The following is a 22,966-nucleotide window of genomic DNA, read 5'->3' as shown; positions in this document are numbered from 1 at the left end:
GGCTCATTCCTCGTCCTTGTTGAGAGCGGCCGAGGCGGGCGCCTTGGCGAATTTGAACAGGTAGGAGTAGTCGGACTTGTAGGGGCTGTTCCTCGCCGTAGCCATGGAGTGGCAGTTCATGCAGCTGCTGTTGGGCTGGATGTAGCTCTCCATGGTGACGTTGGCGGACAGCGCCGGCGTCGGCTGGCCCAGTGGGTTGCCGGGGTTGTCCGGCATCAGCGGGCGCTGGGTGGTGACCAGTTGGTAGTAGCGCAACACGCTCTGCTGCACGTTCTGCTGGTACTGGGCGTTGACCGCTGCCGTGTCACTGGCGATGGGGGTGACACGGGTCAGCGGGTCGGGGGTCTGGAAGGTGGTGCCAGGCTTGGGAACGCAGACCAGGTTGCTGTCCTGCTGCTGCCAGGTGCAGGGCGACTGGTTGACGCTGCTCGCCGGGGCGCTGGCGTCGTAGTAGCTGTAGGGGCTGGCGCTGCCGCTGCCACCGGGCACGTTGTCCACCTGCTCGAAGGTGGACCAGACCCACTGCGGGTAGCCCGGCGCCTTGACGATGATGTGCAGCCCCACCAGGCCCAGAGTGGCTTCCACGGTCGTGCCGGTGGCAACGCCCTGGCTGTTGAACTGCGCCACCTGGGCGCGGGTGGTGAAGTAGCGCGCGGCATTGTCCTGGGGCGTCAGCACCCGCCAGGCAGCCTTGATCTCGGTGGCCTGGGCGGGGAAGGCGATGTTGCGCGCCTGGCTCACCACGCTCAGGTCGTAGAAGCGGTTCTGCACGATGTAGTCGTACGAGACCTCGTTGGCGGCAATGTCGTAGTAGGTGGGGTTGCCGCGCTGGTCGATCAGCCAGCCGCCCACGGCCTGGTCCACTAACTGCACCACGGAAGTGTTCTTCAGCGCGGCGATGTTGATCATGCCCAGGCTGCGGGCGCTCATCGGGCTGTTCCAGGGCCCGGGATTCTGGCCGTTGGGCAGGAAGATCTCGTTCACGTCCTTGTAGCTCTGCCACACGGTGGGCCCGGGGGAGCCCAGGGGCCGGTTGCAATCCGGCTGGCCGCGCTGGCCGGCCTGCACCGGCCAGTTGAGGGCGATGAAGAGCTGCCAGCTGTAACGGTCGAAGTCGGCCTGGGCGGCAGTAGGAGCCGGTGCGCTGGTGGGCGGCTGGCAGGCCGGGGTGGTGCCGGTGACGGCGGCCTGGGGCTGCTCGCGGGCCTGGCAGGCGAGGGCACTGGCCAGCAGCAGGGCGGAGCCGGCGTAGCGGAAGGTCGGGTTCATGGTGGCGCTCCTTGCCGGTCAGGGCTGCATGGATTTCAGCTGGTTCCACTGGGCCTTGGCCCCGTTGGCCTGGGGCGACGGCGGGTTGAACAACTGGCAGGGCTCGGGGTTGACCGGGCACTTCTTGGCCACCTGGTCCCAGGTCTTGGCCGGGTCGGGCTTCTCGATGCGGAAGTTCACGTAGTTCTGGCTGACGATGGGCGCGTTGGCGACGCTGGCATCCCCGGAGAAGTAGAACGACTGCGGGTGGCGGAACAGCGGCTGGCCGGGCGCGGCGCGGGTGGCGTCCTTGTAGAAGACGTAGCCGAACAGGATCGGCCCCTGGGGCGACTGCACGTCCAGTGCATAGGCCTGCACGCTGCCGCCCAGGTTCTGGCTGCGGGTGGGGCTGTAGGGCAGGTGCTGGATGAAGTCCTGCCGCGCCGGGTGGTTCATGGGCGAGAAGGCGCAGCACTCGGGCATGGTCTTGGGCCGGTCCTCGTAGGTGAGGAAGTAGGCCTTGTTGCCCAGGGAGACGAAGGAGCAGGTGTAGTTGTTGTCCTTGATCGGGAAGATCGGCAGGCAGTACTTCTCGTAGTGCTCCATCATCGCGCCGTAGCCGTCGCCATCGGCGGGGATGTAGGTGGTGTCGTAGTAGCTGGTGCCCTTGGAGACGGTGTAGTCGGCGGGCTTGAGGGTGCTGGGCGGGTTGCTGTAGGGCGGCGGGTTCTTCTCGTAGTTCTGGGTGACACGGAACATGGTCCAGTCACTGACCCAGGTGGCGGGGAAGAACGGGTCGCTGGGCTCGCCGGGTTTGCGCTCGGCGATGCAGTTGCCGTTGCTGGCGTCGCACTCGTAGGTGTTGTGCACGCCGTTGGTGAAGAACACGTTGGGGGCGTCATCGGCGGCGAGGGCGGGTTGGCCGATCAACGCGAGGGGCAGCAGCCAGGCAAGCAGATGGACTTTCTTCATGAGGACTCTCCTTCGTAACGGCAGGGCGGGCGAGCGGTGCCGGCCCGCCTGCGGGTTCCAGGTCAACGACGGTTCAGGTCAGGGGCCGTGGCGGGTAGTTGAGCTTCACCAGCTCGTTGGCCCAGCGTTCCAGCACCGCGCGCCGGCTCTGCGGCAGGTCACGGGTGATGGGCATGGCAAGGGTGCTTTCTTCCTGGTAGGGCTTGCTGACCAGGCGGATCAACTGGTCGATGGCGCCTTCGATGCGCTGCAGGGAGTTCAGCGGCATGTACTTGTCCATGATCGGGTAGAGGTAATAGAACGGCTCGAAGATGCGTGGGTAGATGAAGCCCTCCCAGATCTGCACCCGCGCGTCCGTGAGCTTGCACACCTGGTTCCAGGCCGCGACGAACTCGCCCATCAACCCGGGCTCGTCCGGCAGCACCCGCAGGGGCGCGAGGAAGTCGGTGTAGGCGGTCGGGTAGTCGAAGCTGAAGGGCACCGCAGGCGCCGCGCCGGGGCCGTCCTGGACGAAGAAGCGCAGGGTCGGGAAGCCGGCGGCGATGGCCTTGACCGTCACCTGGGCGACGCCGTTGGCGTCGGTGGTGATCTGCGTGAGGCTGTAGTCCACCGTGGTGCCGTCACCCAGCACGCCCGTGCGCGGGATGGACGGGATGAACTGCAGGCAGGGCGCCAGGCTGACGCCGGCCGGGGTGGCCTTGACGTGCTGGTAGTTGATCGTGGCCGTCGGCTCGTCGCTCGTCGGCAGCACTCGCTGCAGACTGCGGCCGGCGCCCTCGCTGACCAGGCTTGCCGGCGCCTGGGTACCGACGAACTGCGGCAGCAGCGTGGCGTTCTTGTTGCGGTTGGCGGGGTCGTCTGTGATCAGCCCGAAGTCCACGTCATTGCTGAAGGCCAGGAAATAACTGCTGGTGGTCAGCATGTAGGGGTTGTTGTACTCCGCCACCCACAGGGTGGTGCCGGCCGGGGCGGGCAGGCCGTCGTACTGCACCATGATCTGCAGGGTGCGGGTGTCCCCCACATCGATGAAGGTGCCGCTCTCGATCACCTCGGCGGTCCACATCTGCTGCTGGGCGGCGAGCACCGGGCTGCTGCCCTGCGTCTGCAGGGCCAGGGTGCCGGTCTGGGTCCTGGCCACGGCATCCGTCACCGGCAGGTCCACCAGGCCTGCACGCTTGTCGAAGGCGGCCTGGGCGTACTGGGCGAAGGCGAGGTCCGCCAGGGGCTGGAACTGGCCGTTCTGCTGGACGCCGACCTGGAAGTCCCCCAGCTGCAGCTTCTCGCATTCCGGCACGGTCGCCTGGCTGTCCGGCAGGGGGTAGAAGGGAAAGCCGGTACCCAGGTCCAGGGACAGCAGATCCCCCTGGGCCTGCGCAGAAATCACCCCTAGCGTGATCGACGGGGGCGCATCGGGGTTGCCTGGGATGGGCGACAGGACGGAGACCGCATTGGCCGGCTCCAGCCGGCGACCGGCCGGGGCCGTGGGGTACTCATCGGCGAACCACAGGCCCAGCACGCCGGCCGTGCGGCTGTAGGCCGGGTTGAAGAAGATGTCGGCGACGTTGTCCAGGCCCTTCTGGTACATGTCCTGCAGCGCCTGTTGCTGCACCGCCAGGGCCTCCAGGCACTGCTTGCATTGATCGCACTGGGGATCGGTCGCGCAGGTGTCGCAGCCGGGGCCGCCGGTGCGGGTCACCACCTTCGGGTAGTCGTTGAAGATGCCGTTGCGGTCGTAGTAGGTCAGGTAGGTGGTGAAGCGGAACATCAGGCCCTTGGCGTTCTGCGCCTCCATCTGTTGCTGCAGGGCCTTGAGCAGGGCCGAGTCGCCCAGTTGCCACTGCAGGTTCTCGCGGGGGAAGCAGGTCTGCCAGGTGGTGGTGACCGTGTTCAGGCCCTGCACGGCCCCCCAGTTGAAGTTGAGGAAGCGGTCGAGCATGCGGTAGGCGCGCTTGGCCGTGAGGCCGCAGGTGGCGTCGCCCAGCACCAGGCGGTCGAAGTACAGCGCGGTGAAGGTGTTCTGCCAGGGGCTGATGTCGACGAAGCGCGCGGGGGTGGGCTTGTCGCTGCCGAAGGGGTTGCCCAGCAACTGGAAGCCCTTGCCCACGATGGGGTCCTGCTCGATGTAGCTGTTGGCCTGCAGTTCGCCGCCGATGATCAGCGAGCGGATGTCGTTGTAGTCCACGGTGCCGCAGGCATTGTCACCGAACAGGTCCCATTCCGCCGGGATCTGCGGCAGGCCGCTGTTGGCGCTGTTGTTGGGCACCTGCAGCACGTAGTCCGGCACCTGGGCTTCGGGCAGCGGGGCGATCATCCAGGGCAGGACCTTGTCCCGCGCATTGCCGGGGTTGATGCCGAAGTGCTCCAGGAAGGGCCAGTTCAGGTCCATCTTCACGGCGTCGTAGAGCGGGTAGAGGTCGTTGTTGTTGGCCGTGGGCGGGTTCCAGAAGAAATGCCCGTTGAGGTAGAGCCGGGGGAAGTTCAAGACGCTCATGGTTCGTGCTCCTTATTGTTTCCACTGGGCGCGCTTGAGCGACCAGACGTAGTCCAGCCGGTTGTAGCCGGCGAAGGCGCTCTCCGGCAGCGGTTCCACGGGGTAGGCGATGCCGTCCTGGGAGGGCAGGGCGAAGTTGAAGTAGCCCTTCTTCGCCGAGAAGGCCGCCGTGCCATGGCAGGCCAGGCACGAGGACTGGCTCTGGAAGGCCGACTCCAACTGCGAGTTGGCCAGCAGCTTGGGCTCGCCGCCGGCGATGTACTGCACGCCGATCAGCTCGTACTGGCCCAGCGCGGCGTACTGCGGCTGGAACTGGGCGTTGGCGGCCTGGGCCGCCGGGGTCGGGCCGGTGCTGTTGGTCATCGGCTTGGGCGGGATGTCGTTGGTGACGGTGTACTTGCTGTTGTTGCGGTTCTCGAAGGTGGTCCAGACCCAGTCGGGGGTGAGCTTGTTGATCACGTGCATGCCGCTGAGGGCGGCGTAGCCCACTTCGTACTGGCTGCCGTTCTTCAGGTAGTAGGCCTGGGCGATGTAGTAGCCGTCGTTCTCCAGGGTCTTGCGGAAGGTCTTATCGGTGCCGATCCAGATCCACGCCGTCTTCACCTCCCAGGCGTTGGCGGGGAAGGCCAGGTTGGCGGTCAGCGCAGCCTGGCCGTCGACGTTGTAGACCTGCTTGTCGACGATGTAGTCGAAGGTGCCCTGGCCCATCAGCAGCTGGAAGCGCACCGGCTTGCCTTTCTGCGCCGCCGGCACCTGGCCGCCCATTTCCAGCACCAGACCGTCCACCTGCTGGATGCTGTCGAGGTTGTGGAAGGTGGCTGTGGTGTCCAGCCCCAGTTGCTTGGCCTGCTTCAGCACCGTGGTGGGGGTGGGTTCACGCTCGTTGTAGGGCAGCGGTTTGCCACCGTTGGGCAGGAACACCTGGTCGGTGGGCTTGAGGCCCTCCCAGACGCGGCTGGTGCTGCCCTTTATTTCGGGCTGGTTGAGGCAGACGAACCAGTTCCAGGCGGTGACTTCCGGTGCGCCAGTGAACTGCGTTCGCAGGGCATCGGCATGGCCGCCGTAGTCGAAGAAACCGGTGCAGTCGAAGGAGGGTTGGCTCTGGGCCTGGGCCGAACCGGCCAGGATGCTCAGGACTGCAAGGGAGAGGGCTCGTTGCATGGGGTCTCCTTGGCCGAAGCCTTGTCGAGAGTGCGGTGCCCCAGGAAGTACTGCAGGAGCAGGTGTTTTACCGAGGTGACCGGCAGGCGGTCCGGTAAGGGGAGGTCGCAATCGGTGATCAGCAGCGGTCCATCCTGGTCGCTGGCGGGAAGACGGCCGTGGCTCCCGCGTACCAGGCGGGTGTCCAGGGGGATCAGGTCCATGTAGTAGCGGAAGCCGAGCAGCTTCTGCGCCAGGCGCCGCGCCACCCGCAGGCGCGGGAAGGCGATGGCGGGGTCGACGAACAGTTCCAGCGGGTCGTAGCCAGGCTTGCGGTGGATGTCCACGGTGCGGGCGAAGTCCGGCGCGAGGCGGTCGTCGAACCAGTAGTAGTAATCGAACCAGTAGCCGGGCGCGGCCATGGCCACCAGGTCGCCGGCGCGGGGGTGGTCCAGCTGCCAGGCGCGCTGCTCGTCACGGTCCAGCACCCGCTCGATGCCCGGCTGGCGCGCCAGCATCGCCTTGACCCGGGGCAGCTCACGGGGCTCGCGCACGTAGACGTGGGCCACCTGGTGGTCGGCCACGGCGAAGGCCGCGCTGGCGCCGGGGTCGAGCAGCTCCCAGCTCAGCGAACGGCGCACTTGCAGCCAGCCTTCGGCCCGCAGCAGGCGGTTGATGGAGATGGACTGCTGCACCGGCTCGATGCCGTACTCGGACACCAGCATCACCGCAGTGTCCTGGGTGCGGGCGAAGTCCAGCAGGCGGCCCACCTCGGCGTCGATGGCGCGCACCTGGGCACCGATCTCCGGGTGGCGTGGGCCGAGGCGCTGCAGGTCGTAGTCCAGGTGGGGCAGGTAGACCAGTTGCAGGTGCGGCCGATTGAGGTCGAACTCGGCCATGGCGCAGTCGACGATCCAGCGGCTGGAGCCGATGCCGGCCATCGGGCCCCAGAAGCTAGGGAAGGGGAAGGTACCGATGCGCTGCTCGATCTCCGCGTGCAGCGAGGCGGGGGACGAGTAGAGGCCGAACACCTTGCGCCCGTCGGCGGGGTAGTGGGGGCGCGGGGTGATGGAGGCGCTGACGTCGGCGTACATGTTGTACCACCAGAACAGCTGGCTGCAGCGGAACGCCGGCCACTGGCGGGCGATGGCCTGCCAGACCTTCTCGCCCTGGACCAGGGCATTGGGCTGCAGCCAGAAGCGCACCTCGGCCTGGTCGCGGAAGTACCAGCCGTTACCGACGATGCCGTGCCCCGAAGGCGGCAGGCCGGTGAGCATGGAGGCCTGCACACTGGTGGTGACGGCCGGGAACACCGGTTGCAGGCCGGCCATGCGCCCGCGCTTGAGCAGGGCGTTGATGTGGGGGGTGTTATCGCCGAGCAGGGACGGGGTCAGCCCGACCACGTCCACCAGCAGCAGGGGCCTGGGGTCAGCCATGGCGCACCGCCCGCCGGCGCAGGGCCGGCCCGAAGCGCGAGGCCAACTGGTCATCGACCCAGGCCAGTTCCGCGGCGATGCCCTGGGCCAGGGCGGTTTCGCTGGCCGGGCGCAGAGCCTCGGGCAGCACGTTCCAGCTGTAGGTCTCCACCTCCAGCACCGGGTGCAGCCCGGGGTGCGCGGCCAGGGTGTCGAACACCGCGTGCAGGGCCGCTTGGGTGCCGTGCAGCTCCGGCCACTGGAAGCGCTCGGTGAACAGCGGCACGTGGAAATGCACGCGCAGCTCCGTGCAGGCGTGCAGCGCCGGGTCGGCCAGGGCCTGGGGCAGGTCGACCCAACTGCTCAGCCTGCCGTCGTGGCGGCGGCCCTTCACCTGATGCAGGTAGACGCCCTCGGCAAAGCCGGCCAGCCGCTCCAGGGCCATGGCCCGGGCGCGCGCCTGAATCGGCAACTGGCAGGCGAGGGCGTTGGACAGTTGGATCTTGCCCACCGGAATGCCGGCCTGGTGCAGTTGCACCAGGGATTCGCCCACCTCCTCGAACAGCACCGCTTGGTGGCACACGTCGAGGCACAGCGCCAGGTGGCGCCAGTTCGGGTCCGTGTCGCGCCAGCGGGTGAAGAACGCCAGAGCCTCCTCGGTGCGCTCCAGCACGCAGTCCGGTTCCATCTCCAGGCACAGGCGGATGTGCTTGCCGGTGCGCTGGCGCAGCTCGGCCAGGCTCCGGGTGAGTTGGCGCAGGCGGCTCTCGGCGTGCCGCTGACGGGCCGGCGTCCAGTGGGCGCGATAGCCCAGGGGGACGCTGGAGATGACGCCCTGGTCGCAGTCCTCCGGCAGAGCTTCGGCCAGCAGTTCGGCCAACAGCAGGCTGTAGGCCAGACGCCGGGGATCGGCCCAGTCGGGCTGGTACACCTCGGCCTTGACTGCCGCCCCGTGGAAGCGCCCGAAGGGGAAGCCGTTCAGCGAGGTCAGGCGCAGCCCGCAGCGCCGCAGCAGAGCGAGGAAGGCCCGACGGCGGTCCGGCACCTGCAGTTCGCTGGCGGCATGGGCGCTGATCCACAGGCCGCTGTCCTGTTCGGCCAGGCCGCGCTGCCGGCGCACTGCCTGGAACGGCCCGGTGATGGAGGCGCAGAGCGCTTCCAGGTCATGGGCCGGGTGGACGTTGCCGCAGTAACCCAGTTGCGCTGGGGTCCATCCCATCGCACCGTTCATTTCACCACCGGTTCCTGGCCGCGCAGGGCCGAGTTTTCCTGCCACAGGCGGCGTTGGTCGATGGGCAGCAGGCTGCCGACTTCGGCCTTGTCCAACTGGCCGCTCTGGGCGAAGAAGTCCACCGGGTTGTCGAACAGCACCTGCTCCACCTGGGCCTCGCTGAAGCCGGCCTGGCGCATGGCTTCGCCGGTCTTGGGCACCTTCAGCGGGTCGCTGACGCCCCAGTCGGCGGCGCTGTTGACCACCATCTTCTCGGTGCCGTACTGCTGCAGCAGCGCCACCATGCGCTGCTCGGACATCTTGGTGTTGGGGTAGATGGAGTGCCCGCGCCAGCAGTCGCTCTCCATCACCAGGGGCAGGGTCAGCTCGTTGAGGTGGTCGATCAGCACCAGGTGCTCGGGGACGCCCACCTCGCGGATCACCGAGAGGGTGCGGCGGGTGCCGCCGATCTTGTCGCGGTGCGGGGTGTGCACCAGCACCGGCAGGTTGAAGCGCTTGGCCAGGTCCAGTTGGCGGGCGAAGAAGTGCTCCTCCTCGGGGGTGATGTCGTCGTAGCCGATCTCGCCGACGCCCACCACGCCTTCCTTGACCAGGTAGCGCGGGAGGATGTCCAGCACCTCGTTGGCCAGGGTCATGTTGTTGGCCTCCTTGGGGTTGAGGCCGATGGTGCAGAAGTGGTGGATGCCGAACATGCTGGCGCGGAAGCGCTCCCAGCCCACCAGGGTGTCGAAGTAGTCGACGAAACTGCCCAGGCTGGTGCGGGCCTGGCCCTGCCAGAAGGCCGGCTCGATGACGCCGGTTATGCCGGCGTCGGCCATGTTCTGGTAGTCGTCGGTGGTGCGGCTGACCATGTGAATGTGCGGGTCGAAGTACCTGGGCATGGGGGCATCCTTTCTCGGTGTGCGGGGAATCAGGTGCGGGGGAAGTCGGCGGGCAGCCAGCCGGGCGGCAGCCGGCCGGCGCGGGCGTGGGCCTGGAGGCTGGCGATCTGCGCCAGGGTCAGCAGGGGCCAGGCCAGCAGTTGGGCGAGGCCGGGCAGGGCGCTGCGGTCGGCGGCCAGGCGTTCGTTCAACTGGTCCAGCACCAGTTGGTTGAGCACCCCGTTGCGCCGCGCCTCCAGGCCCTGCACGCGGCGCATGTCCAGCTCCATGGCGACGCCCTTGAGCATCAACTGCTGGAAGGCGCGCTCGGGGAAAAAGCGGGCGGGGTAGGGGTTGTCCAGGGCCAGGGCGGCGAACACGTCGCTGCTGTTGGTGCGGGTGGCCTGCAGGGCGAGGTCCAGGCAGGTGCCGTGGCCATCGAGCCAGTCCAGCGCCTTGAGCAGGGCGGCCTTCTCCAGGTCGTCGCCCCAGGCGAAGTAGCGCTTCAGCAGCGCTTCGCGGGCGCCTTCTGGCTGGGCCTGCAGGGCCTGGGCCAGCAGCAGGGCACGGCCAAGCTCACCGCGCCGCCAGTGCAGGCCCTGTACGTACTGCTCGCCAAGCTGGCGGCGCAGGCGGCCGCTGAGCAGGGCCAGGGTGTCGCCATCGGGGTGTTCGGCCAGGCGCTGGCAGGTCAGCTCCCAGGCCGCTCGCGCGTCATCGTCGAGGGCGGCGACCAGGGTCTGGCGCAGGTCGGTGATCCGTGCGCTGTCGAGGCGCAGGTCGGGCAGGAGGCAGGCAGTGGGATTCATGTCGGTTTCACCCAGCGTTGCAGGCGCGGCAGGAGCAGGAACACGCCGATGCAGAAGAGGCTGCCCAAGGGCACGTCGGCCAGGGCCAGGACCATGCCGTCGTACAGCGGCAGCGCGCTCAGCCCGGCACCGATGAAGGCCCGCACGTTGCGCTGGCCGGGTCGCGCCAGATGCTGGCGGTAGTTCTTGCCCAGCCAGCCGAGCCAGAGCAGCAGCATCAGCCAGAACATCAGGCCCTCTCCCCGGAGGGCCAGCAGCAGCGGGCTGAGCATCAGCAGCAGCGGGACCAGGCTGGTGAGCCGGTTGAGGTGTTCCTGCCGGGCCACGTAGGTGAGACCGCTGATGTAGGTGCCCAGCAGCAGCGCACAGAGCCACAGGGACGCCGACGGGGCGCCGAGGCTGGCGGCAGCGGTGAGGTAAAGCGCAACACGGCAGCCGCCCATGAGCCACACGCTGTGCAGGTAGTGCTTGTGCAGCAGGTTGTAGGCCAGGATCAGCCCGGCCAGGGCGGCGGCGCTGGCCAGCAGCCAGAGGGGCTGCGTGGCGAGGCGGCTGAGCAGGAGCACGGCCAGTGCTGCCATACCCAGCAGCCCGGCACTGGCGAGCAGCACCTGCTGCCGGCTGGCCTGGCCCAGGGCGATGGGGCGCGGGTTCTGGTGCTGGCTGTCCCAGTCGGCGTCGAACAGGTCGTTGAGCAGCATGCCCGCCAGGTACAGCGCGGACCCTGCCGCCAGCAGCAGGAGCCAGCCCAGGGCCGAGGGCGGGGCATGGGGCCCGGACGCGCTGGCGATCAATGCGGCAGCCAGGACGTTGGTCCAGACCGTGGGCAGGTTGGAGACCCGTCCCAGGGTCAGCCAGGTGTGCAGCGAGCCCTGGGCCATCATGACGGGGCGCCCTCTGCAGGGACGAAGGCCTGGTGGCCGAACCCGGCGAGGCGTTCGATGGCCTGCTCCATGCGCAGGTCGTCGATCTGGTGCAGGTCCACGGCGTGGCCGATGCGGTCGAGCATGGGGATCGACAGTGCGCCGCCCAGGTGCTGGCGGAAGTCTTCCAGCCCTTGCAGCACCCGCAGTTGGCCCTGTTCGTCGCGCAGGGTCAGTTCCGCCGGGGAGAGGTCGAAGCCCAGGCCCAGCAGCAGGTGCAGCAGGCGCTCCAGCTCGGAGGTGGGCAGCAGCCCGCTGGCCTGGGCGTAGAGCGCATCCAGGGCCATGCCGACGGCCACCGCTTCGCCGTGGCGGAGCCGGTGGCGGCTGAGTTTCTCCAGCTTGTGGGCGGCCCAGTGGCCGTAGTCCAGCGGCCGGCCGTTGCCGCGCTCGAAGGGGTCGCCGGCGCGGGTGATGTGCTGCAGGTGCAGCTCGGCGCAGCGGTGGATGGCGTGGCGGCTGGGGGCGTGCTCGAAGCGGGCGAGGGCGTCGGCGTGCTGCTCCATCCAGGCGAAGAAGGTAGCGTCCTTGATGGCGGCGACCTTTACCGCCTCGGCCAGCCCGGCCAACTGGTCGCGGCGCGGCAGGCTGAGCAGTAACTGGAAGTCATTGATCACCGCATCGGCGGGCTGGAAGGCGCCCAGCAGGTTCTTCTGCTCGAAGGCGTTGATGCCGTTCTTCACGCCGATGCCGGCGTCGTTCTGGGCCAGCACGGTGGTGGGGATTCGCACCAGGCGCACGCCCCGGTGGAAGGTGGCGCAGGCGTAGCCGACGCTGTCCAGCAGCGCACCGCCGCCCAGGGCGAGCACGTAGCAGTGGCGGTCCAGGCCGTGTTCGAGCATCTGCGCGTAGAGCCACTGCAGCACCTCGGCGGTCTTCGCCGCCTCGCCAGCCGGCACCGGGATGGGCGCGGCCAGCAGGCGCAGGTCCCCGTGGGCCTGCACGTAGCGTGTGATGCGTTCGTCGAGGCCGGGCGCGGCATCGAGCAGGCCGGCATCGGCGAAGGCCAGCAGCGAGACGGGGCCGCTGCCGCGCTGGGTCAGTTGCTCATGCAGGCAAGGGTTGGCGGGGTCGAACAGGTGGTCGGTGAAATGCACCGGGTAGTGGTAGGCCACGGTGAAACGGCCATCCAGGGTTTCGCCGGCCTCGGCGGCACGGGGCTGGCGACGGGCCAGGGCACCCTTGCCGAGCAGGAAAAGCCCGGGCAGGACCATGCTGGCCATCACTGCCCAGAGCAGCACCTGCTCCTCGGCGACGACGCTGCCCAGGGCGCTGTACACCAGTGCCAGGCCGGCGTTGGCCAGGGTGGTGATGACCAGGAAGCGTCGCAGCGGGTAGCGCTGCATGCCGGCGGCGAGCACGGAGGTTTCCGCCAGCACCGGCACGCCGCGCAGGCAGATCAGCGACAGGGTGTTGATGCGGTTGGCCAGGCGGCTGGCCTTGTCCCAATCAGCGAGGTTCAGCCAACCCGAGAGCAGGCGGATGTAGCCGGCCCCCAGCCAGTAGCCCAGCAGCGAGCCCAGGCAAAGGCCGGTGAAGATCGCCAGGTAGCCACCAATGGCGCCCAGGGCCGCCACGGCCAGCAAGGAGACCATGCTGGAGGGCACCGGCAGCACCACGTCCAGCGCCAGCAGGGCCACCAGCAGGGCAGCCAGGCCCAGGCTGCGCAGTGGGTCGGTCGCGGTCGGGCCGAGGCCGTCCAGCCACTGCTGCAAGGGGGCTTCGAGCAGCAGGAAGCTGACGATCACCAGGCCCACGAAGAGGGCCAGCGATAGGCAAAGGAATTCCGTACGGCCTCTGCGGGAGAGGACGTGAGTCATCAGGCCACGTTTCATGCGAAGTCCTTGTTCTTATGGCGGATTTCCGTATCCCGTCTGTCTCAAGGCGCGCTGCCGTGCAGCGGATTCAGCGGGGCCGACACACTTCCGGATGGGTCGGTTGGGAGAAGGCTTACCTGTACTGTGGTTTTGCTATCAACGTAGCCAGCGAAGGGGTATTTGCAAGGCGCCGCGACTGGCCCGCCAGTGGCAGCAGAAGCCCGCACCAGGGCGCTGCGTTCTACTTCATGGAGGGACTGAAAGCCGCGTCGGACGAGGGGTCCGAGGGGGCAGGGCGCGTAGGCGAGGACGCCACCTGCCAATCCATTGGTTATGGATGCGCGGTCCTGTGATGAAGAAAGGCTCTAGCAGGCACGGGTGCCCTCAGCAGGATTGCAGCGGCAGCCGGTGGCAACCCGTTGGGTGTTGGCGGGCGAAACGAAGCGAGGCCCCGGGCCTCGCTCCAGGGTGTTACAGCGCCATGCGGTATTCGATCACGCCGGGTTTCTCGGCGATCCAGTCATACAGGCGCTGGGCGGTGTGGTTGGTTTCCTGGGTGTGCCAGTAGAGCCGGTCGCAGTGGCGGGCACGGGCCTGGTGTTGGACGTGTTCGATGAGCTGCTTGCCGATCATCCGCCCACGGGCCTCGGGGGAGACGAAGAGGTCTTCCAGGTAGCAGAAGTCGTTCTGCCCCCAGGTGGAGCGGTGGAACACGTAATGGACGAAGCCGAGCACCCGCTCGCCCTCCACGGCCACGGCGCACTCCACCGGCTCGCTCGCGTCGAAGAAGCGGGCCCAGGTGCGCCGGGTGATTTCCGGCCCCAGTTCCACCTTGTAGAACGCCTGGTACTGGCCCCAGTACGCCTGCCATTGCTCGAAGTCCGCGTCCGTAACGGGGCGAACGGCTACCACCTGCTGCATTGCTGTCATGGGTCTGAATCCTTGCTGGTCATGAAAGTCCGGGTCGGCAACTGCCAGGACCCAGGCCGGGATTTATACCGGGGCAGTGGTAGGTGATTACGGACCAGTTTTTAGCAGTTAGGCAGACCAATTTTCGGCGTGTGCCTGGGGTTCAGCCCTCGTCTACGGCTTGGGGCGCCTGGTAGCGTTCTGGCCGCTCAGGGCCGCCGTGTCGTATTGCCGCGCTCGGTGTCGCTGCCGGCCGGCTTCAACTGGCTCAAGGCCAATGGGCGGCGGCAGTACCTGCGCGCTCGGCTGGTACCGGTGGCTGGTGAGCTGCGAGCCGTGCTGCACGCGCATCAGGGCTCGGCGATGCTGGGGGCCATGAGCTGGGCAGAAGGTTTTGCGGTGGTGGAGACGGGGCAGACTTTGAGGGCTGGGGAGCCCGTTGAGTTCCTGGCGCTGGACGGCCTCTTGGCCTGAACCGCTTGACCGTGATCAAGGCAGCCACAAATGCCCTGTCTAGACTGGCGCATCGCCGTTCGAGCAGGAGTCGATTCATGCATCTGGTCTGTCCGGCGGGCAGTCTGCCCGCCCTCAAGGCTGCTCTCCAGCAAGGCGCGGACGCCATCTACGTGGGCTTTCGCGATGACACCAACGCACGCCACTTCGCCGGGCTCAATCTGGATGAGCGGCAGTTGGAGACCGGCCTTCAACTGATCCGCCAGCGCGGCCGGCAGCTCTATGTGGCGGTGAACACCTACGCCCAGCCTCAGGGGTGGGCGCGCTGGCAACGCGCTGTGGACCAGGCGGCGGCGCTGGGCGTGGATGCGTTGATCGCGGCCGATCCCGGTGTGCTGGCCTATGCCAGCCGGCGCCACCCCGATCTCAACCTGCACCTTTCCGTGCAGGGCTCGGCCACCAACCCGGCCGCGCTGGCGTTCTACCAGCAGCGCTACAACATCCGCCGCGCGGTGCTGCCACGGGTGCTGTCCCAGGCCCAGGTGCGCCAGGTGGCGGAGAAGAGCAGCGTGCCGCTGGAGGTGTTCGCTTTCGGCAGCCTGTGCATCATGGCGGAGGGCCGCTGCCACCTGTCGTCCTACGTGACGGGGGAATCGCCCAACCTCTGCGGCGTGTGCTCACCCGCCAAGGCGGTGCGCTGGCAGGAGGATGCCGAGGGCCTGAGTTCACGCCTCAGCGAGGTGCTCATCGACCGCTATGCGCCGGGCGAGCCGGCAGGCTACCCGACCTTGTGCAAGGGCCGCTTTCTGGTCGAAGGCCAGCGCTTCCATGCGCTGGAGGAGCCCACCAGCCTGAACACCCTCGACCTGATCCCGCAGTTGGCGGAGATGGGCATCGCCGCGGTGAAGATCGAGGGCCGCCAACGCAGCCCGGCCTATGTCGAGCAGGTCACGCGGGTCTGGCGCGAGGCACTGGACGCCCACGCCAGCGGCCGCTTTGTCGTCCAGGAGCGTTGGCGCAGGGCACTGGACGGGCTGTCGGAAGGCAGCCAGACGACCCTCGGCGCTTACCACCGATCCTGGCAGTGAGGACCCTATGAAACTGAGCCTCGGACCCGTGCTGTTCTACTGGAGCCGCAACAAGCTGCTGGACTTCTACGCCGAGATGGCCAGCCAGCCGCTCGACATCATCTACCTGGGTGAGACGGTGTGCTCCAAGCGCCGCGCCTTGTCGCTGGACGACTGGTTGGGGCTGGCCCGCGAGTTGCGTGAGGGCACTCGGGCCGAGCTTGTGCTGTCGGGCCTGGCGCTGGTGGAGGCGTCCTCGGAGCTCTCCAGCCTTCGCCGCCTGTGCGACAACGGCGAGCTGCTGGTGGAAGCCAACGACATGGGCGCGGTGCAGTTGCTGGCGGAGCAGGGCAGGCCCTTCGTCGGCGGCCCGGCGCTCAATCTCTACAACGCCCATGCGCTGATGGAGCTGCAAGCCTGTGGCCTGCAGCGCTGGGTGCCGCCGGTGGAGTGCTCCGGGCGACTGCTGGACGAGTGCCTGCAGCAACTCGACGCTTTGCAGGCGCCGCGCCCGGAGGTGGAACTGTTCGCCTACGGCCATCTGCCGCTGGCGTATTCGGCCCGCTGCTTCACGGCACGGGCCGAGAACCGGCCCAAGGACGATTGCCAGTTCTGCTGCCAGAACTACCCCGAAGGCATCCCGCTGCTGAGCCAGGAAGGCCAGGCGCTGTTCACGCTGAATGGCATCCAGACGATGTCCGCCGAGGTGGGCAATCTGCTGGCCGACTACGCCAGTGTCGCGGGCAGTGGCGTTGATGTGCTGCGCCTCAGCCCACGCAGCGAGGGCATGGATCGGGTCATTGGCGAATTCGCCGCCGTGCGTGACGGTGCCTTGCCGCCCCTCGCGGTCAGTGGCTGCAACGGTTACTGGCACGGCAAACCGGGGATGCTGGCCGTGGAGGAGGGCGGGCTATGAGCGTCGCCAAATGGGCCTTGAGACTGGGCCAGCCGCTGCTGCCTTACAGCCGTCACGTGCCGTTCGCCATCCAGCGCCGAGTGATCGAGCTGGCTGCCGCGCGGTTGTTCGCCGCGCCGCTGTCCGAGGGTGCGTTCCATCTGCTGGAAAATCGCTGGCTGCGCCTGGAGGTCAGCGACCTGGGCCTGGCCTGGTGCGTGAGTTGCAGCGGCAATCGGCTGCGAGTGGCCCAGCGCCGCTCGGTGGATGTGTGCATCCGCGGAACCTGGCGCGACTTCCTGTTGCTGGCCAGCCGCCAGGAAGACCCGGACACACTGTTCTTCCGTCGGCGCCTGGTCATCGAAGGCGATACCGACCTGGGACTCGGCATGAAAAACCTGCTCGACGGCCTCGACCCGGACCAGTTGCCACCGAGGCTGTGGCAGTTCATGCAGGAGGTTGGGGCGCAGGTGCGGTAGGTTTTACGCCGTGCCTACACAGCAGGCATGCAACGGCTGATCCAGTAAAAGCGCTCAGGTCGTTCGCCATTCTTGCCCAATGCCTTAAAGTGGCCGGTCGCAGAAAGAACCGTCATGGCCGTAGCCATGAAGGGCTTTCATTCTTTACGGATACGTGTGTGGTGAAGATGAACAAGCCTTTCATTTCGCTGTGCCCTGAAATCACTCGGGCACACGCGCTGACGTTGATGGACTGGTTGGAGGATGAGCGCGTCACCTGCTACCTGAGCGATTCGCGTGATGTCTCGCGCTCCATCGAGCAAGCCATCGATCGGTCTCAATCGCCGATCCTCACTCATCTGTTCAACCGGGATGGCCGATTCTTCCTGGCCTTCGACCGGCACGACACCCCGGTGGGCTTTGTCCGCCTCATCAAGACCGGCCCGGATTGCGAGATCGTCCTGGCCATCGGAAACAGCGGCGAGTGGGGCCGGAACCTCGGCGCCAGTACGATCCGCGAGGGCATGAAGCTGGCCTTCCTCGACATGCGGGCCAAGAAGCTCATCGCCAAGATCCACCCGGACAACGTGCGATCACTGAAAGCCTTCCTGCGCAGCGGCTTCCTGCTCGAGAGCGAAACGCCGTCATTGAAGTCGCTTGCCATGTCGGCGGAACGCTATTTCCAGCTCTTGCGCGAAGGTGCTCTTGGCAATGCCACTGGCATATCCATCACCGAGTTCGACAAGGCCAGGCTCGAAAGCCTGATCGTCCTTGAAGAAGGCCCAGTCATTGTGGAACTCGAGCATGAAATCGAGCGGGCCACCGTCGTCACGCCGGAGCAGGTGGCGCGCGATATCGTCACGATGAACTCGCGGGCTTTGCTGCAGGTGGACGACGAAGAGCTCGAGGTGGTCCTGGTCTACCCGGAAGACGCAGACAGCCGCGCCGGTAAGCTTTCCGTATGCTCCGACATCGGCGCCGCCATCCTGGGTTACCAGGAGGGGGATGCCATCGACTGGCGAATCTCAGACCGGACCCGCCGGATCGAGATCAGGAAGGTGCTTTACCAACCGGAAGCTGCAGGTGACTTCCACCTGTAGTTGGCTGCGCAGGCATCGCTCTCGGCGCCCGCGAAACGAAACAGCCTCGACCAGTACCTACGTGGCGAAGGTCGAGGCGATGTCCGATACGAACGAAGCGGGGCGAGTGAGTGAGAGGACACAGGCATCAGTGATGCCCAATCCATAACATGCAATTTAACATAATATGCATTATGGGCTTCCTGGAACAGGAACCCCCTGACGAATCACCGCCAAACGCACGCCAGCAACAGCACGGAATGCACGGCGATGAAAACAGACATGATCACGACCTGGTCAAGCGACATGGCGAACCTCAGAACGTCCGTGAAGTGGCAGCGGCTGGCGGTGTTACCGGGTTCTGCTGCGGTGGCTGCCGGGGGTCCGTTGTTCGTGGCTGCGCTCCTGCTTCGCTACGCTCATACGTCGCCACGCCACTCTCAACGGTCCGCTGTACGCCGCCCTTGATGGCACCCGCTACCCCCGTCATCGCGCCACTCCAGAACGTCACCAGTTGGCCATCCACTGGACAGGTCACGTAGATCTCGTCCTGGAGCTGGCATTTATCGAGCGGAACGAACCGGGTACCGGCCGGACTGGTGAGCACGACCTTGGCGGTCTTGCTGATCGGCGGATCCCCAGGGCGGTCACCGTAACCGACTTTCGAAGCCCATCCCGGTTGATCGGGTCGCGAATCGGTTGCGGGCATGACGAAGCCGCCTACCCGCCAGAAGTCGGACACGATGGGTCCAGCTGGTGGAGCTGGGTTGGTGGCGGGATCCTGGACGTGAGGCGATGCACCTGGAAGAACCGGCTGCTCCTGGAGCGATGGCGGCGGCGGATTCACAAGTGCGGCAGTGGCTGGGGGTTGTTCCTGGTAACGGCCAACATCGAAGAAGCTGAGCAGGTAGTAACCGCCGAACAGCGGACCAGCGAGGCCCATGGCAAGTGCTGCCCAGAGCATGGGAGAACGCCAGATGCTGCCACGGTTGTCAGCCTTGGTCTCGTCGCCAACGTCGCCGGTGTCGGACTTCGTGGCGGACTTGTAGTAGCGGTAAATCTCTTCCTTGTACTTGTGCGGGCCGGAACTGCGGATGAATGCGGACTTCGGAGGACGCTGGCCAGTAACTGGACCACGGTAGATATCGACCCGGTATCTACCGCGCAAACCAAGCTCGACCAGCTTTTCAACGCGAAAAGTCTGTTCGACCAGGACGCGAGCAAACGACGCAAGTTGGCTCAAGTCCTGGGTGATGAAAACAATGCGCATGGAATTACCGTTGCCATCAACCATGTGTCGGTGTTCGGCAAGTAACGACTTGTCGGCCATGGGCGCCTGTTTCGACGTCATGGCCTGTGGCCAACGTCGCCACAGTTCGTCCAGGACGACAACAGAACCGTTTGGAAACAGTGAGGCCAAGTCTTCACGTTCAAACCAATCGGCAGGGAGCTGAGTGATTTTGCCGTCGGGATAGTCGTGCAACAGCATATCGACCTGGAGCGGAATGTTAGTAAGAACATGCCGGCCCTGCTTGAGCGATGGAATAACAACGTGTTGAACAACACCGTATGACTTGCCGTGACCAGGAAGACCGACATACGCATCAATAGCCATTACTTACCTCCGACAAACGGAATCCAACTCTTGGCGTAACGAAGTGCAAATGCACTCATGCAGAGCGATATGCCCCAGTTGAACTGGCACATATCGAGAGCCCAAGTAACGCCGGGTGGAAGTTGAGCAAGTAGGGACTTCGCTTCCAGGATGAAGTCAGGTGCAGGAATACCGGTAATCTTTTCTGCGAGCGAAACGAGGAAGTCCGACCACAACTTACGCGGAATCCAAAGAACGAAATCGTAAATCCATTGCAGAAGATCGTTATAGAGACCGACGAAAAAGCTTTTTATCCAATCCATATATCACCCCAGAAAGATCATCATGGCGAGAAAAGCCCAAGCAAGTTTCGCGATGAGCCGAATCAATGGTTCCTGCTCCTGGACGAGCTCGCAGTGGGCGGAAAAATCCAAATGGCCGAAAAAGACATCGACACTGCCGCTGGGGCATTGGCCACCAGAAGGCGCACGAAAACCCCGTAGAGCGGTGGGTATGGGGCCATTGGATACGGAGTCCTCAAAGGTGGTGAGCGCCTCGCCAAAGCCAGGAACCTCGCCGAGTTCGGGGTGTTTGACGCCAGCGCCCTCGCCGCCCTCCCCGCCAAGATTCGTGCAGTCGCCACCGACGCAATCGCCGAAGCCGTCGCCGTCTGCGTCGGGGTTGGTGTTCGAGTCGGGGCAGAGCTTGCCGGTACAGCTGCCGGTCGTGCTGGTGACCTTGCCGTTGCCGTCCTTGATGGTGACGGTGCTGGAGGTGGTGACGCCGGAAATGCAGTTGACCAAGGCCATCCCAACGCACTTGGTGTCCGTGCGTTTGTCGGTCTTGGTCGTCTTGGTGGAGCCGTCAGGCAACGTCTCGGTCTTGACGTCGGTGGAGATCTTGATGCCACCGGAAACGGGTTTCGGCATGTCGTTACGACACGTCAAAACACCATTCACAGTGCCGCATTGCGATTGGCCTTCCTTGGTGAAGAACTGCGAAGAAACGCAGGCGACGGAGTTAGGGCCGGTTGAAACATAGGTGCAGGGCTCTTGTTTGGTCTGCTGTTTCGGAGGTGGCGGGAGGCAGTCACCGGACTTGCATCGAGCATTGGCGAGAACACCAGGATCAGCCTTCTCGTTGAAGACTTCGCCGGTATGGTGAACGTTTAGAGTGCAAACAGCAGAGCGCTCTTTGATGACACATACACCGTCAGCGCATGTTTCATCGGGTGGTGGAGTTGTGCAGTTGGCGCCGGTCACTTTGACCGTGCATCCAAACTGCGCGGTATCGGTTGGTTGAATGGGGTTTCCGTTGGGGTCTTTCTGAACAAGTACGTTTTCGAGCGTGGAGTCCTGGTAGTCGGGATCCTGGCCATGGAACTTACAAAAGGACGCGATATCAGCTCGGGTCGCTTGAACACAGTCGCCGGAAGCGTTGTAAATCTTGGGATAACCAGTTGCATCGACATCACCGCAACGTGTTCCAGGAGGTTGAGAAGGAACATCACAAGCGCCGGTAGTTGGGTTGTACGTTCCGCCGGCGGGGCATGAGTCGCCCTGACGAGTAGCGGCCCCGTAGTTCTGATAAAAGCCACCAGAAAGGGTTATTTTGCAAGCGTAATAAGTGGCGTTATTCGAGGGTATATATTCAATCTTGGAAATTGACTCTTTTGGATACTTTGCTTTGAAAGCATCTAGAATTGCAGTGCAGGCAGCCGCGTAGCTTGGATATTGCGTATTAAGCAAGGATTGCGGAAGGTTGATATCAACAACAGTCAACTTCCAGCTGTAAGTAGTTGCGGAATAAGCGTTAAAAGAAAATAGGCACAGAATGAATAGTATTAGGCGCTTCATATTCACCACCCCGCAAAACAAACAAATGCACAGATAACGCCAGTTGCAAAGAAGAGTGCCTGCCAAAGTTCGAACATGTTGTTTCCCTCCAATGAAAAAGGGGACCAGAGGCCCCCTTCCCAACAGGCCGGATGGCCGGTGAATCAACCGCGGCGCTTCATCATCCCGAGGACGATGTAGATGGCGAACAGCAGGGCGAAAATGCCGCCAACGATGCCAGCGATGGCGAGCGCGCCGGTCTTGGCCTCGGCAGCCGGAGAAGCGAGGGCCGCGGTCAATTCGGCGATGCTGGTGGCGTCAGCGGCCATGGTGAGGCCGGAGAACACGGTGGCGCCGACCAGGGAGACAGCGACGGAGGCCTGACGGCCGTACTTGCGAGCGATGTTCATCAGTTTCATGAGTGTTTCCTTCTGAGTGGGGAGAGAACGAGCTTCAGGACGAAGCCGGTAAACCAGACACCGGCAACAGTGATGAAGCCAACCAGGAAGAACCCCGCCAGCTCGGCCTTCTGGTCCGGGCTGATGGTCTTCCAATCGAACGGGGCCGGGACCGCTTCGGCGATCCAGGTCCCCTGACACAGGAGCGCCCCGTCACTGGCAACCGTGTGGTTGCCTTCGCAGCTGAAGGAGACGCGGGTAGCCATGGTCAGCTCGCAGAACGCACGGCAGGTGCCGGCTTTTCAGCGGTCTGCACGAGCTGGAGGTTGATGGGCTTGCCGTCACCGGCGAGGTAAAGGTCATAGCCAGCCTTGTTGGCCTTGGAGACCCAGCAGTTGACGAACACGGGCACGCTGACTTGTTGGCCCTTGATCTGGTCCCACACGTGTTGCATGCCCTTCTCGACCATGGCCTTAGAGAGCTTGACGGCCTCGGTCTTGCGCTCGGGGAAGCCGTAACGATTGATGGTCTCTACCTCGATCAACAGGTTGTGATCGATGTAGGTGTTTTCGCCGACGTTGCGGGAGGTCTGGTTGTAGCCGTGGCACAGGCCGATCAGTACGAGCATTTGAATTACCTCAGGGGGTTACGTTGTGGGCGAGTGCCCGGAGACCGGAACGCCCAGGCCGGGGCCGGGGCTTTCGGGTCGCGGTGGAATTCGTGGAACTGGCGGTCGAGCTCGGAACGAGCACGCTGTTGTTGCTCCAGGGCAAGCAGCACCTGGCGCATGCATGCATCCAGGATGTGCCGCGCCTGCTGGGTGTCAGGGACACGCGCAACAATCTCGGCCTCCATGGCGTTGCGCAGGCGCTGGTGGGCGTCAATGTTGAGCATCGCCACCCTCCCCTTTGAACGGAGCCATGAGGAAGGCACGGAAGCCGGGAAAGCACATGGCCAGGAACGCAGGAACGAAGGCACCGACTGCAAACGCCTCGGGGAAGCTGTTGGCGAGGTCGACGATCCAGAACGAGAACCTGTAGAGGCCGTAAAAGAACAGGCCAAGGGAACAGGCATAACCGGCGAGGAACAGAAGCTCGGAGAAAAATCGCTTGAGGGCTGTCATTACGCAGCCTCCACGGTGGGCTCGACGTACCAGTCGGGGCGCTGGGCGCTGAAGTCGATCTGGATGAGCTGGAGGACCGGAACGACGTTGCGGACGTTGTCGTGTTCCTTGAGGTTCTGCAGGAAGGCCTTGGAAATGCCCACTTCCTGGAGGTCACGAACGTGGTCGTAAAAAGTACGGCGAGCCATTGAAGCCATGGTCTCTTCCCACCCGTAATCGCGGATGCTGCGATACGTGCGGAAGAGGTTG

Annotated in this window: 24 protein-coding genes and 1 pseudogene; 5 read left to right on the top strand and 20 right to left on the bottom strand. The window is 65.2% G+C overall.

The window, feature by feature from the left end; genetic code table 11:
- Nucleotides 1-3 precede the first annotated feature (3 nt).
- From A9G05_RS09115 to A9G05_RS09065, 11 genes are all read right to left on the bottom strand, one after another.
- Nucleotides 4-1,269, bottom strand: coding sequence for a hypothetical protein (locus A9G05_RS09115; protein WP_069560661.1), 1,266 nt, complete (start codon nucleotides 1,267-1,269; stop codon nucleotides 4-6).
- Nucleotides 1,270-1,287: 18 nt separating this feature from the next.
- The gene (locus tag A9G05_RS09110; RefSeq protein WP_083272523.1) at nucleotides 1,288-2,220 is read right to left on the bottom strand and encodes a hypothetical protein; all 933 of its coding nucleotides are present in this window, start codon (nucleotides 2,218-2,220) and stop codon (nucleotides 1,288-1,290) included.
- Nucleotides 2,221-2,293: 73 nt separating this feature from the next.
- Entirely contained in the window at nucleotides 2,294-4,711 is a 2,418-nt protein-coding gene (locus A9G05_RS09105; RefSeq protein WP_069560660.1) for a hypothetical protein, read from the bottom strand.
- A gap of 12 nt (nucleotides 4,712-4,723) precedes the next feature.
- Nucleotides 4,724-5,872: a hypothetical protein gene (locus A9G05_RS09100; protein ID WP_069560659.1), complete on the bottom strand. Its 1,149-nt coding sequence runs from the start codon at nucleotides 5,870-5,872 to the stop codon at nucleotides 4,724-4,726.
- Complete coding sequence (locus A9G05_RS09095) at nucleotides 5,842-7,287, bottom strand: alkaline phosphatase family protein (RefSeq protein WP_069560658.1); 1,446 nt, start codon at nucleotides 7,285-7,287, stop codon at nucleotides 5,842-5,844. The genes A9G05_RS09100 and A9G05_RS09095 overlap by 31 nt, the downstream gene beginning before the upstream one ends.
- Nucleotides 7,280-8,497, bottom strand: a complete 1,218-nt coding sequence (gene eboE, locus A9G05_RS09090) for a metabolite traffic protein EboE (protein WP_069560657.1) — start codon at nucleotides 8,495-8,497, stop codon at nucleotides 7,280-7,282. Before eboE ends, A9G05_RS09095 begins: the two co-directional genes overlap by 8 nt.
- On the bottom strand, nucleotides 8,494-9,378 hold the full coding sequence (locus A9G05_RS09085; protein ID WP_069560656.1) for a TatD family hydrolase: 885 nt from the start codon (nucleotides 9,376-9,378) through the stop codon (nucleotides 8,494-8,496). The genes eboE and A9G05_RS09085 overlap by 4 nt, the downstream gene beginning before the upstream one ends.
- 29 nt (nucleotides 9,379-9,407) lie before the next feature.
- Nucleotides 9,408-10,166: an EboA domain-containing protein gene (locus tag A9G05_RS09080; protein WP_069560655.1), complete on the bottom strand. Its 759-nt coding sequence runs from the start codon at nucleotides 10,164-10,166 to the stop codon at nucleotides 9,408-9,410.
- The gene (locus tag A9G05_RS09075; RefSeq protein ID WP_069560741.1) at nucleotides 10,163-11,047 is read right to left on the bottom strand and encodes a UbiA family prenyltransferase; all 885 of its coding nucleotides are present in this window, start codon (nucleotides 11,045-11,047) and stop codon (nucleotides 10,163-10,165) included. The genes A9G05_RS09080 and A9G05_RS09075 overlap by 4 nt, the downstream gene beginning before the upstream one ends.
- On the bottom strand, nucleotides 11,047-12,924 hold the full coding sequence (locus A9G05_RS09070) for a 3-dehydroquinate synthase (RefSeq protein ID WP_069560654.1): 1,878 nt from the start codon (nucleotides 12,922-12,924) through the stop codon (nucleotides 11,047-11,049). The genes A9G05_RS09075 and A9G05_RS09070 overlap by 1 nt, the downstream gene beginning before the upstream one ends.
- A gap of 453 nt (nucleotides 12,925-13,377) precedes the next feature.
- Nucleotides 13,378-13,836 carry a GNAT family N-acetyltransferase gene (locus tag A9G05_RS09065; RefSeq protein WP_069560653.1) on the bottom strand — a complete coding sequence of 153 codons (459 nt, stop codon included), beginning with the start codon at nucleotides 13,834-13,836 and terminating at the stop codon, nucleotides 13,378-13,380.
- A gap of 219 nt (nucleotides 13,837-14,055) precedes the next feature.
- Between A9G05_RS09065 and A9G05_RS09060 the strand changes: the two genes are divergently transcribed.
- From A9G05_RS09060 to A9G05_RS09040, 5 genes and pseudogenes are all read left to right on the top strand, one after another.
- A complete protein-coding gene (locus A9G05_RS09060) occupies nucleotides 14,056-14,289 on the top strand; it encodes a hypothetical protein (RefSeq protein ID WP_069564223.1) in 234 nt (77 codons plus the stop codon).
- A gap of 77 nt (nucleotides 14,290-14,366) precedes the next feature.
- Nucleotides 14,367-15,356 carry a peptidase U32 family protein gene (locus tag A9G05_RS09055; protein ID WP_069560651.1) on the top strand — a complete coding sequence of 330 codons (990 nt, stop codon included), beginning with the start codon at nucleotides 14,367-14,369 and terminating at the stop codon, nucleotides 15,354-15,356.
- A 7-nt stretch (nucleotides 15,357-15,363) separates the two neighbouring features.
- Nucleotides 15,364-16,251: a U32 family peptidase gene (locus tag A9G05_RS09050; protein ID WP_069560650.1), complete on the top strand. Its 888-nt coding sequence runs from the start codon at nucleotides 15,364-15,366 to the stop codon at nucleotides 16,249-16,251.
- The gene (locus A9G05_RS09045; RefSeq protein WP_069560649.1) at nucleotides 16,248-16,709 is read left to right on the top strand and encodes an SCP2 domain-containing protein; all 462 of its coding nucleotides are present in this window, start codon (nucleotides 16,248-16,250) and stop codon (nucleotides 16,707-16,709) included. Before A9G05_RS09050 ends, A9G05_RS09045 begins: the two co-directional genes overlap by 4 nt.
- Nucleotides 16,710-16,823: 114 nt before the next feature.
- A pseudogene (locus A9G05_RS09040) lies at nucleotides 16,824-17,788 on the top strand (GNAT family N-acetyltransferase).
- 295 nt (nucleotides 17,789-18,083) lie between these two features.
- Here the strand turns inward: A9G05_RS09040 and A9G05_RS09035 are convergent.
- The 9 genes from A9G05_RS09035 to A9G05_RS08995 all read right to left on the bottom strand — a co-directional run.
- Nucleotides 18,084-19,382 (bottom strand): zonular occludens toxin domain-containing protein, encoded by a 1,299-nt coding sequence (locus A9G05_RS09035; RefSeq protein WP_083272521.1) that lies wholly within the window; start codon nucleotides 19,380-19,382, stop codon nucleotides 18,084-18,086.
- Entirely contained in the window at nucleotides 19,382-19,684 is a 303-nt protein-coding gene (locus A9G05_RS09030) for a hypothetical protein (RefSeq protein ID WP_069560648.1), read from the bottom strand. Before A9G05_RS09030 ends, A9G05_RS09035 begins: the two co-directional genes overlap by 1 nt.
- Before the next feature lie 3 nt (nucleotides 19,685-19,687).
- Nucleotides 19,688-21,217, bottom strand: coding sequence for a hypothetical protein (locus A9G05_RS27095; protein ID WP_139131103.1), 1,530 nt, complete (start codon nucleotides 21,215-21,217; stop codon nucleotides 19,688-19,690).
- A gap of 143 nt (nucleotides 21,218-21,360) precedes the next feature.
- Complete coding sequence (locus A9G05_RS09020; protein ID WP_069560646.1) at nucleotides 21,361-21,615, bottom strand: hypothetical protein; 255 nt, start codon at nucleotides 21,613-21,615, stop codon at nucleotides 21,361-21,363.
- Nucleotides 21,612-21,860, bottom strand: coding sequence for a hypothetical protein (locus tag A9G05_RS09015; protein ID WP_069560645.1), 249 nt, complete (start codon nucleotides 21,858-21,860; stop codon nucleotides 21,612-21,614). The genes A9G05_RS09020 and A9G05_RS09015 overlap by 4 nt, the downstream gene beginning before the upstream one ends.
- A 2-nt stretch (nucleotides 21,861-21,862) precedes the next feature.
- Nucleotides 21,863-22,222, bottom strand: a complete 360-nt coding sequence (locus tag A9G05_RS09010) for a DNA-binding protein (protein ID WP_069560644.1) — start codon at nucleotides 22,220-22,222, stop codon at nucleotides 21,863-21,865.
- 5 nt (nucleotides 22,223-22,227) lie between these two features.
- Nucleotides 22,228-22,488, bottom strand: coding sequence for a hypothetical protein (locus A9G05_RS09005; RefSeq protein WP_069560643.1), 261 nt, complete (start codon nucleotides 22,486-22,488; stop codon nucleotides 22,228-22,230).
- Nucleotides 22,475-22,717, bottom strand: coding sequence for a hypothetical protein (locus A9G05_RS09000; protein ID WP_069560642.1), 243 nt, complete (start codon nucleotides 22,715-22,717; stop codon nucleotides 22,475-22,477). Before A9G05_RS09000 ends, A9G05_RS09005 begins: the two co-directional genes overlap by 14 nt.
- On the bottom strand, nucleotides 22,717-22,966 hold a 250-nt coding region (locus A9G05_RS08995), incomplete at its 5' end, for a phage/plasmid replication protein, II/X family (protein WP_218187189.1). The genes A9G05_RS09000 and A9G05_RS08995, both read right to left, overlap by 1 nt.

The organism is Pseudomonas sp. ENNP23 (assembly GCF_001728945.1).
GTDB lineage: Bacteria > Pseudomonadota > Gammaproteobacteria > Pseudomonadales > Pseudomonadaceae > Metapseudomonas > Metapseudomonas otitidis.
This window is presented reverse-complemented; position numbering and strand designations above follow the sequence as displayed.

Bases quoted from the DNA above. Each gene is read 5' to 3' on its own strand.
- eboE (WP_069560657.1), bottom strand. From the start codon at position 8,497: ATGAACGGTGCGATGGGATGGACCCCAGCGCAACTGGGTTACTGCGGC.
- A9G05_RS09095 (WP_069560658.1), bottom strand. From the start codon at position 7,287: ATGGCTGACCCCAGGCCCCTGCTGCTGGTGGACGTGGTCGGGCTGACC.
- A9G05_RS09085 (WP_069560656.1), bottom strand. From the start codon at position 9,378: ATGCCCAGGTACTTCGACCCGCACATTCACATGGTCAGCCGCACCACC.
- A9G05_RS09000 (WP_069560642.1), bottom strand. From the start codon at position 22,717: ATGACAGCCCTCAAGCGATTTTTCTCCGAGCTTCTGTTCCTCGCCGGT.
- A9G05_RS09075 (WP_069560741.1), bottom strand. From the start codon at position 11,047: ATGGCCCAGGGCTCGCTGCACACCTGGCTGACCCTGGGACGGGTCTCC.
- A9G05_RS09080 (WP_069560655.1), bottom strand. From the start codon at position 10,166: ATGAATCCCACTGCCTGCCTCCTGCCCGACCTGCGCCTCGACAGCGCA.
- A9G05_RS09020 (WP_069560646.1), bottom strand. From the start codon at position 21,615: ATGAAACTGATGAACATCGCTCGCAAGTACGGCCGTCAGGCCTCCGTC.
- A9G05_RS09070 (WP_069560654.1), bottom strand. From the start codon at position 12,924: ATGAAACGTGGCCTGATGACTCACGTCCTCTCCCGCAGAGGCCGTACG.
- A9G05_RS09055 (WP_069560651.1), top strand. From the start codon at position 14,367: ATGCATCTGGTCTGTCCGGCGGGCAGTCTGCCCGCCCTCAAGGCTGCT.
- A9G05_RS09015 (WP_069560645.1), bottom strand. From the start codon at position 21,860: ATGGCTACCCGCGTCTCCTTCAGCTGCGAAGGCAACCACACGGTTGCC.
- A9G05_RS09030 (WP_069560648.1), bottom strand. From the start codon at position 19,684: ATGGATTGGATAAAAAGCTTTTTCGTCGGTCTCTATAACGATCTTCTG.
- A9G05_RS09110 (WP_083272523.1), bottom strand. From the start codon at position 2,220: ATGAAGAAAGTCCATCTGCTTGCCTGGCTGCTGCCCCTCGCGTTGATC.
- A9G05_RS09050 (WP_069560650.1), top strand. From the start codon at position 15,364: ATGAAACTGAGCCTCGGACCCGTGCTGTTCTACTGGAGCCGCAACAAG.
- A9G05_RS09065 (WP_069560653.1), bottom strand. From the start codon at position 13,836: ATGACAGCAATGCAGCAGGTGGTAGCCGTTCGCCCCGTTACGGACGCG.
- A9G05_RS09105 (WP_069560660.1), bottom strand. From the start codon at position 4,711: ATGAGCGTCTTGAACTTCCCCCGGCTCTACCTCAACGGGCATTTCTTC.
- A9G05_RS09010 (WP_069560644.1), bottom strand. From the start codon at position 22,222: ATGCTCGTACTGATCGGCCTGTGCCACGGCTACAACCAGACCTCCCGC.
- A9G05_RS09115 (WP_069560661.1), bottom strand. From the start codon at position 1,269: ATGAACCCGACCTTCCGCTACGCCGGCTCCGCCCTGCTGCTGGCCAGT.
- A9G05_RS27095 (WP_139131103.1), bottom strand. From the start codon at position 21,217: ATGAAGCGCCTAATACTATTCATTCTGTGCCTATTTTCTTTTAACGCT.
- A9G05_RS09005 (WP_069560643.1), bottom strand. From the start codon at position 22,488: ATGCTCAACATTGACGCCCACCAGCGCCTGCGCAACGCCATGGAGGCC.
- A9G05_RS09035 (WP_083272521.1), bottom strand. From the start codon at position 19,382: ATGGCTATTGATGCGTATGTCGGTCTTCCTGGTCACGGCAAGTCATAC.
- A9G05_RS09045 (WP_069560649.1), top strand. From the start codon at position 16,248: ATGAGCGTCGCCAAATGGGCCTTGAGACTGGGCCAGCCGCTGCTGCCT.
- A9G05_RS09100 (WP_069560659.1), bottom strand. From the start codon at position 5,872: ATGCAACGAGCCCTCTCCCTTGCAGTCCTGAGCATCCTGGCCGGTTCG.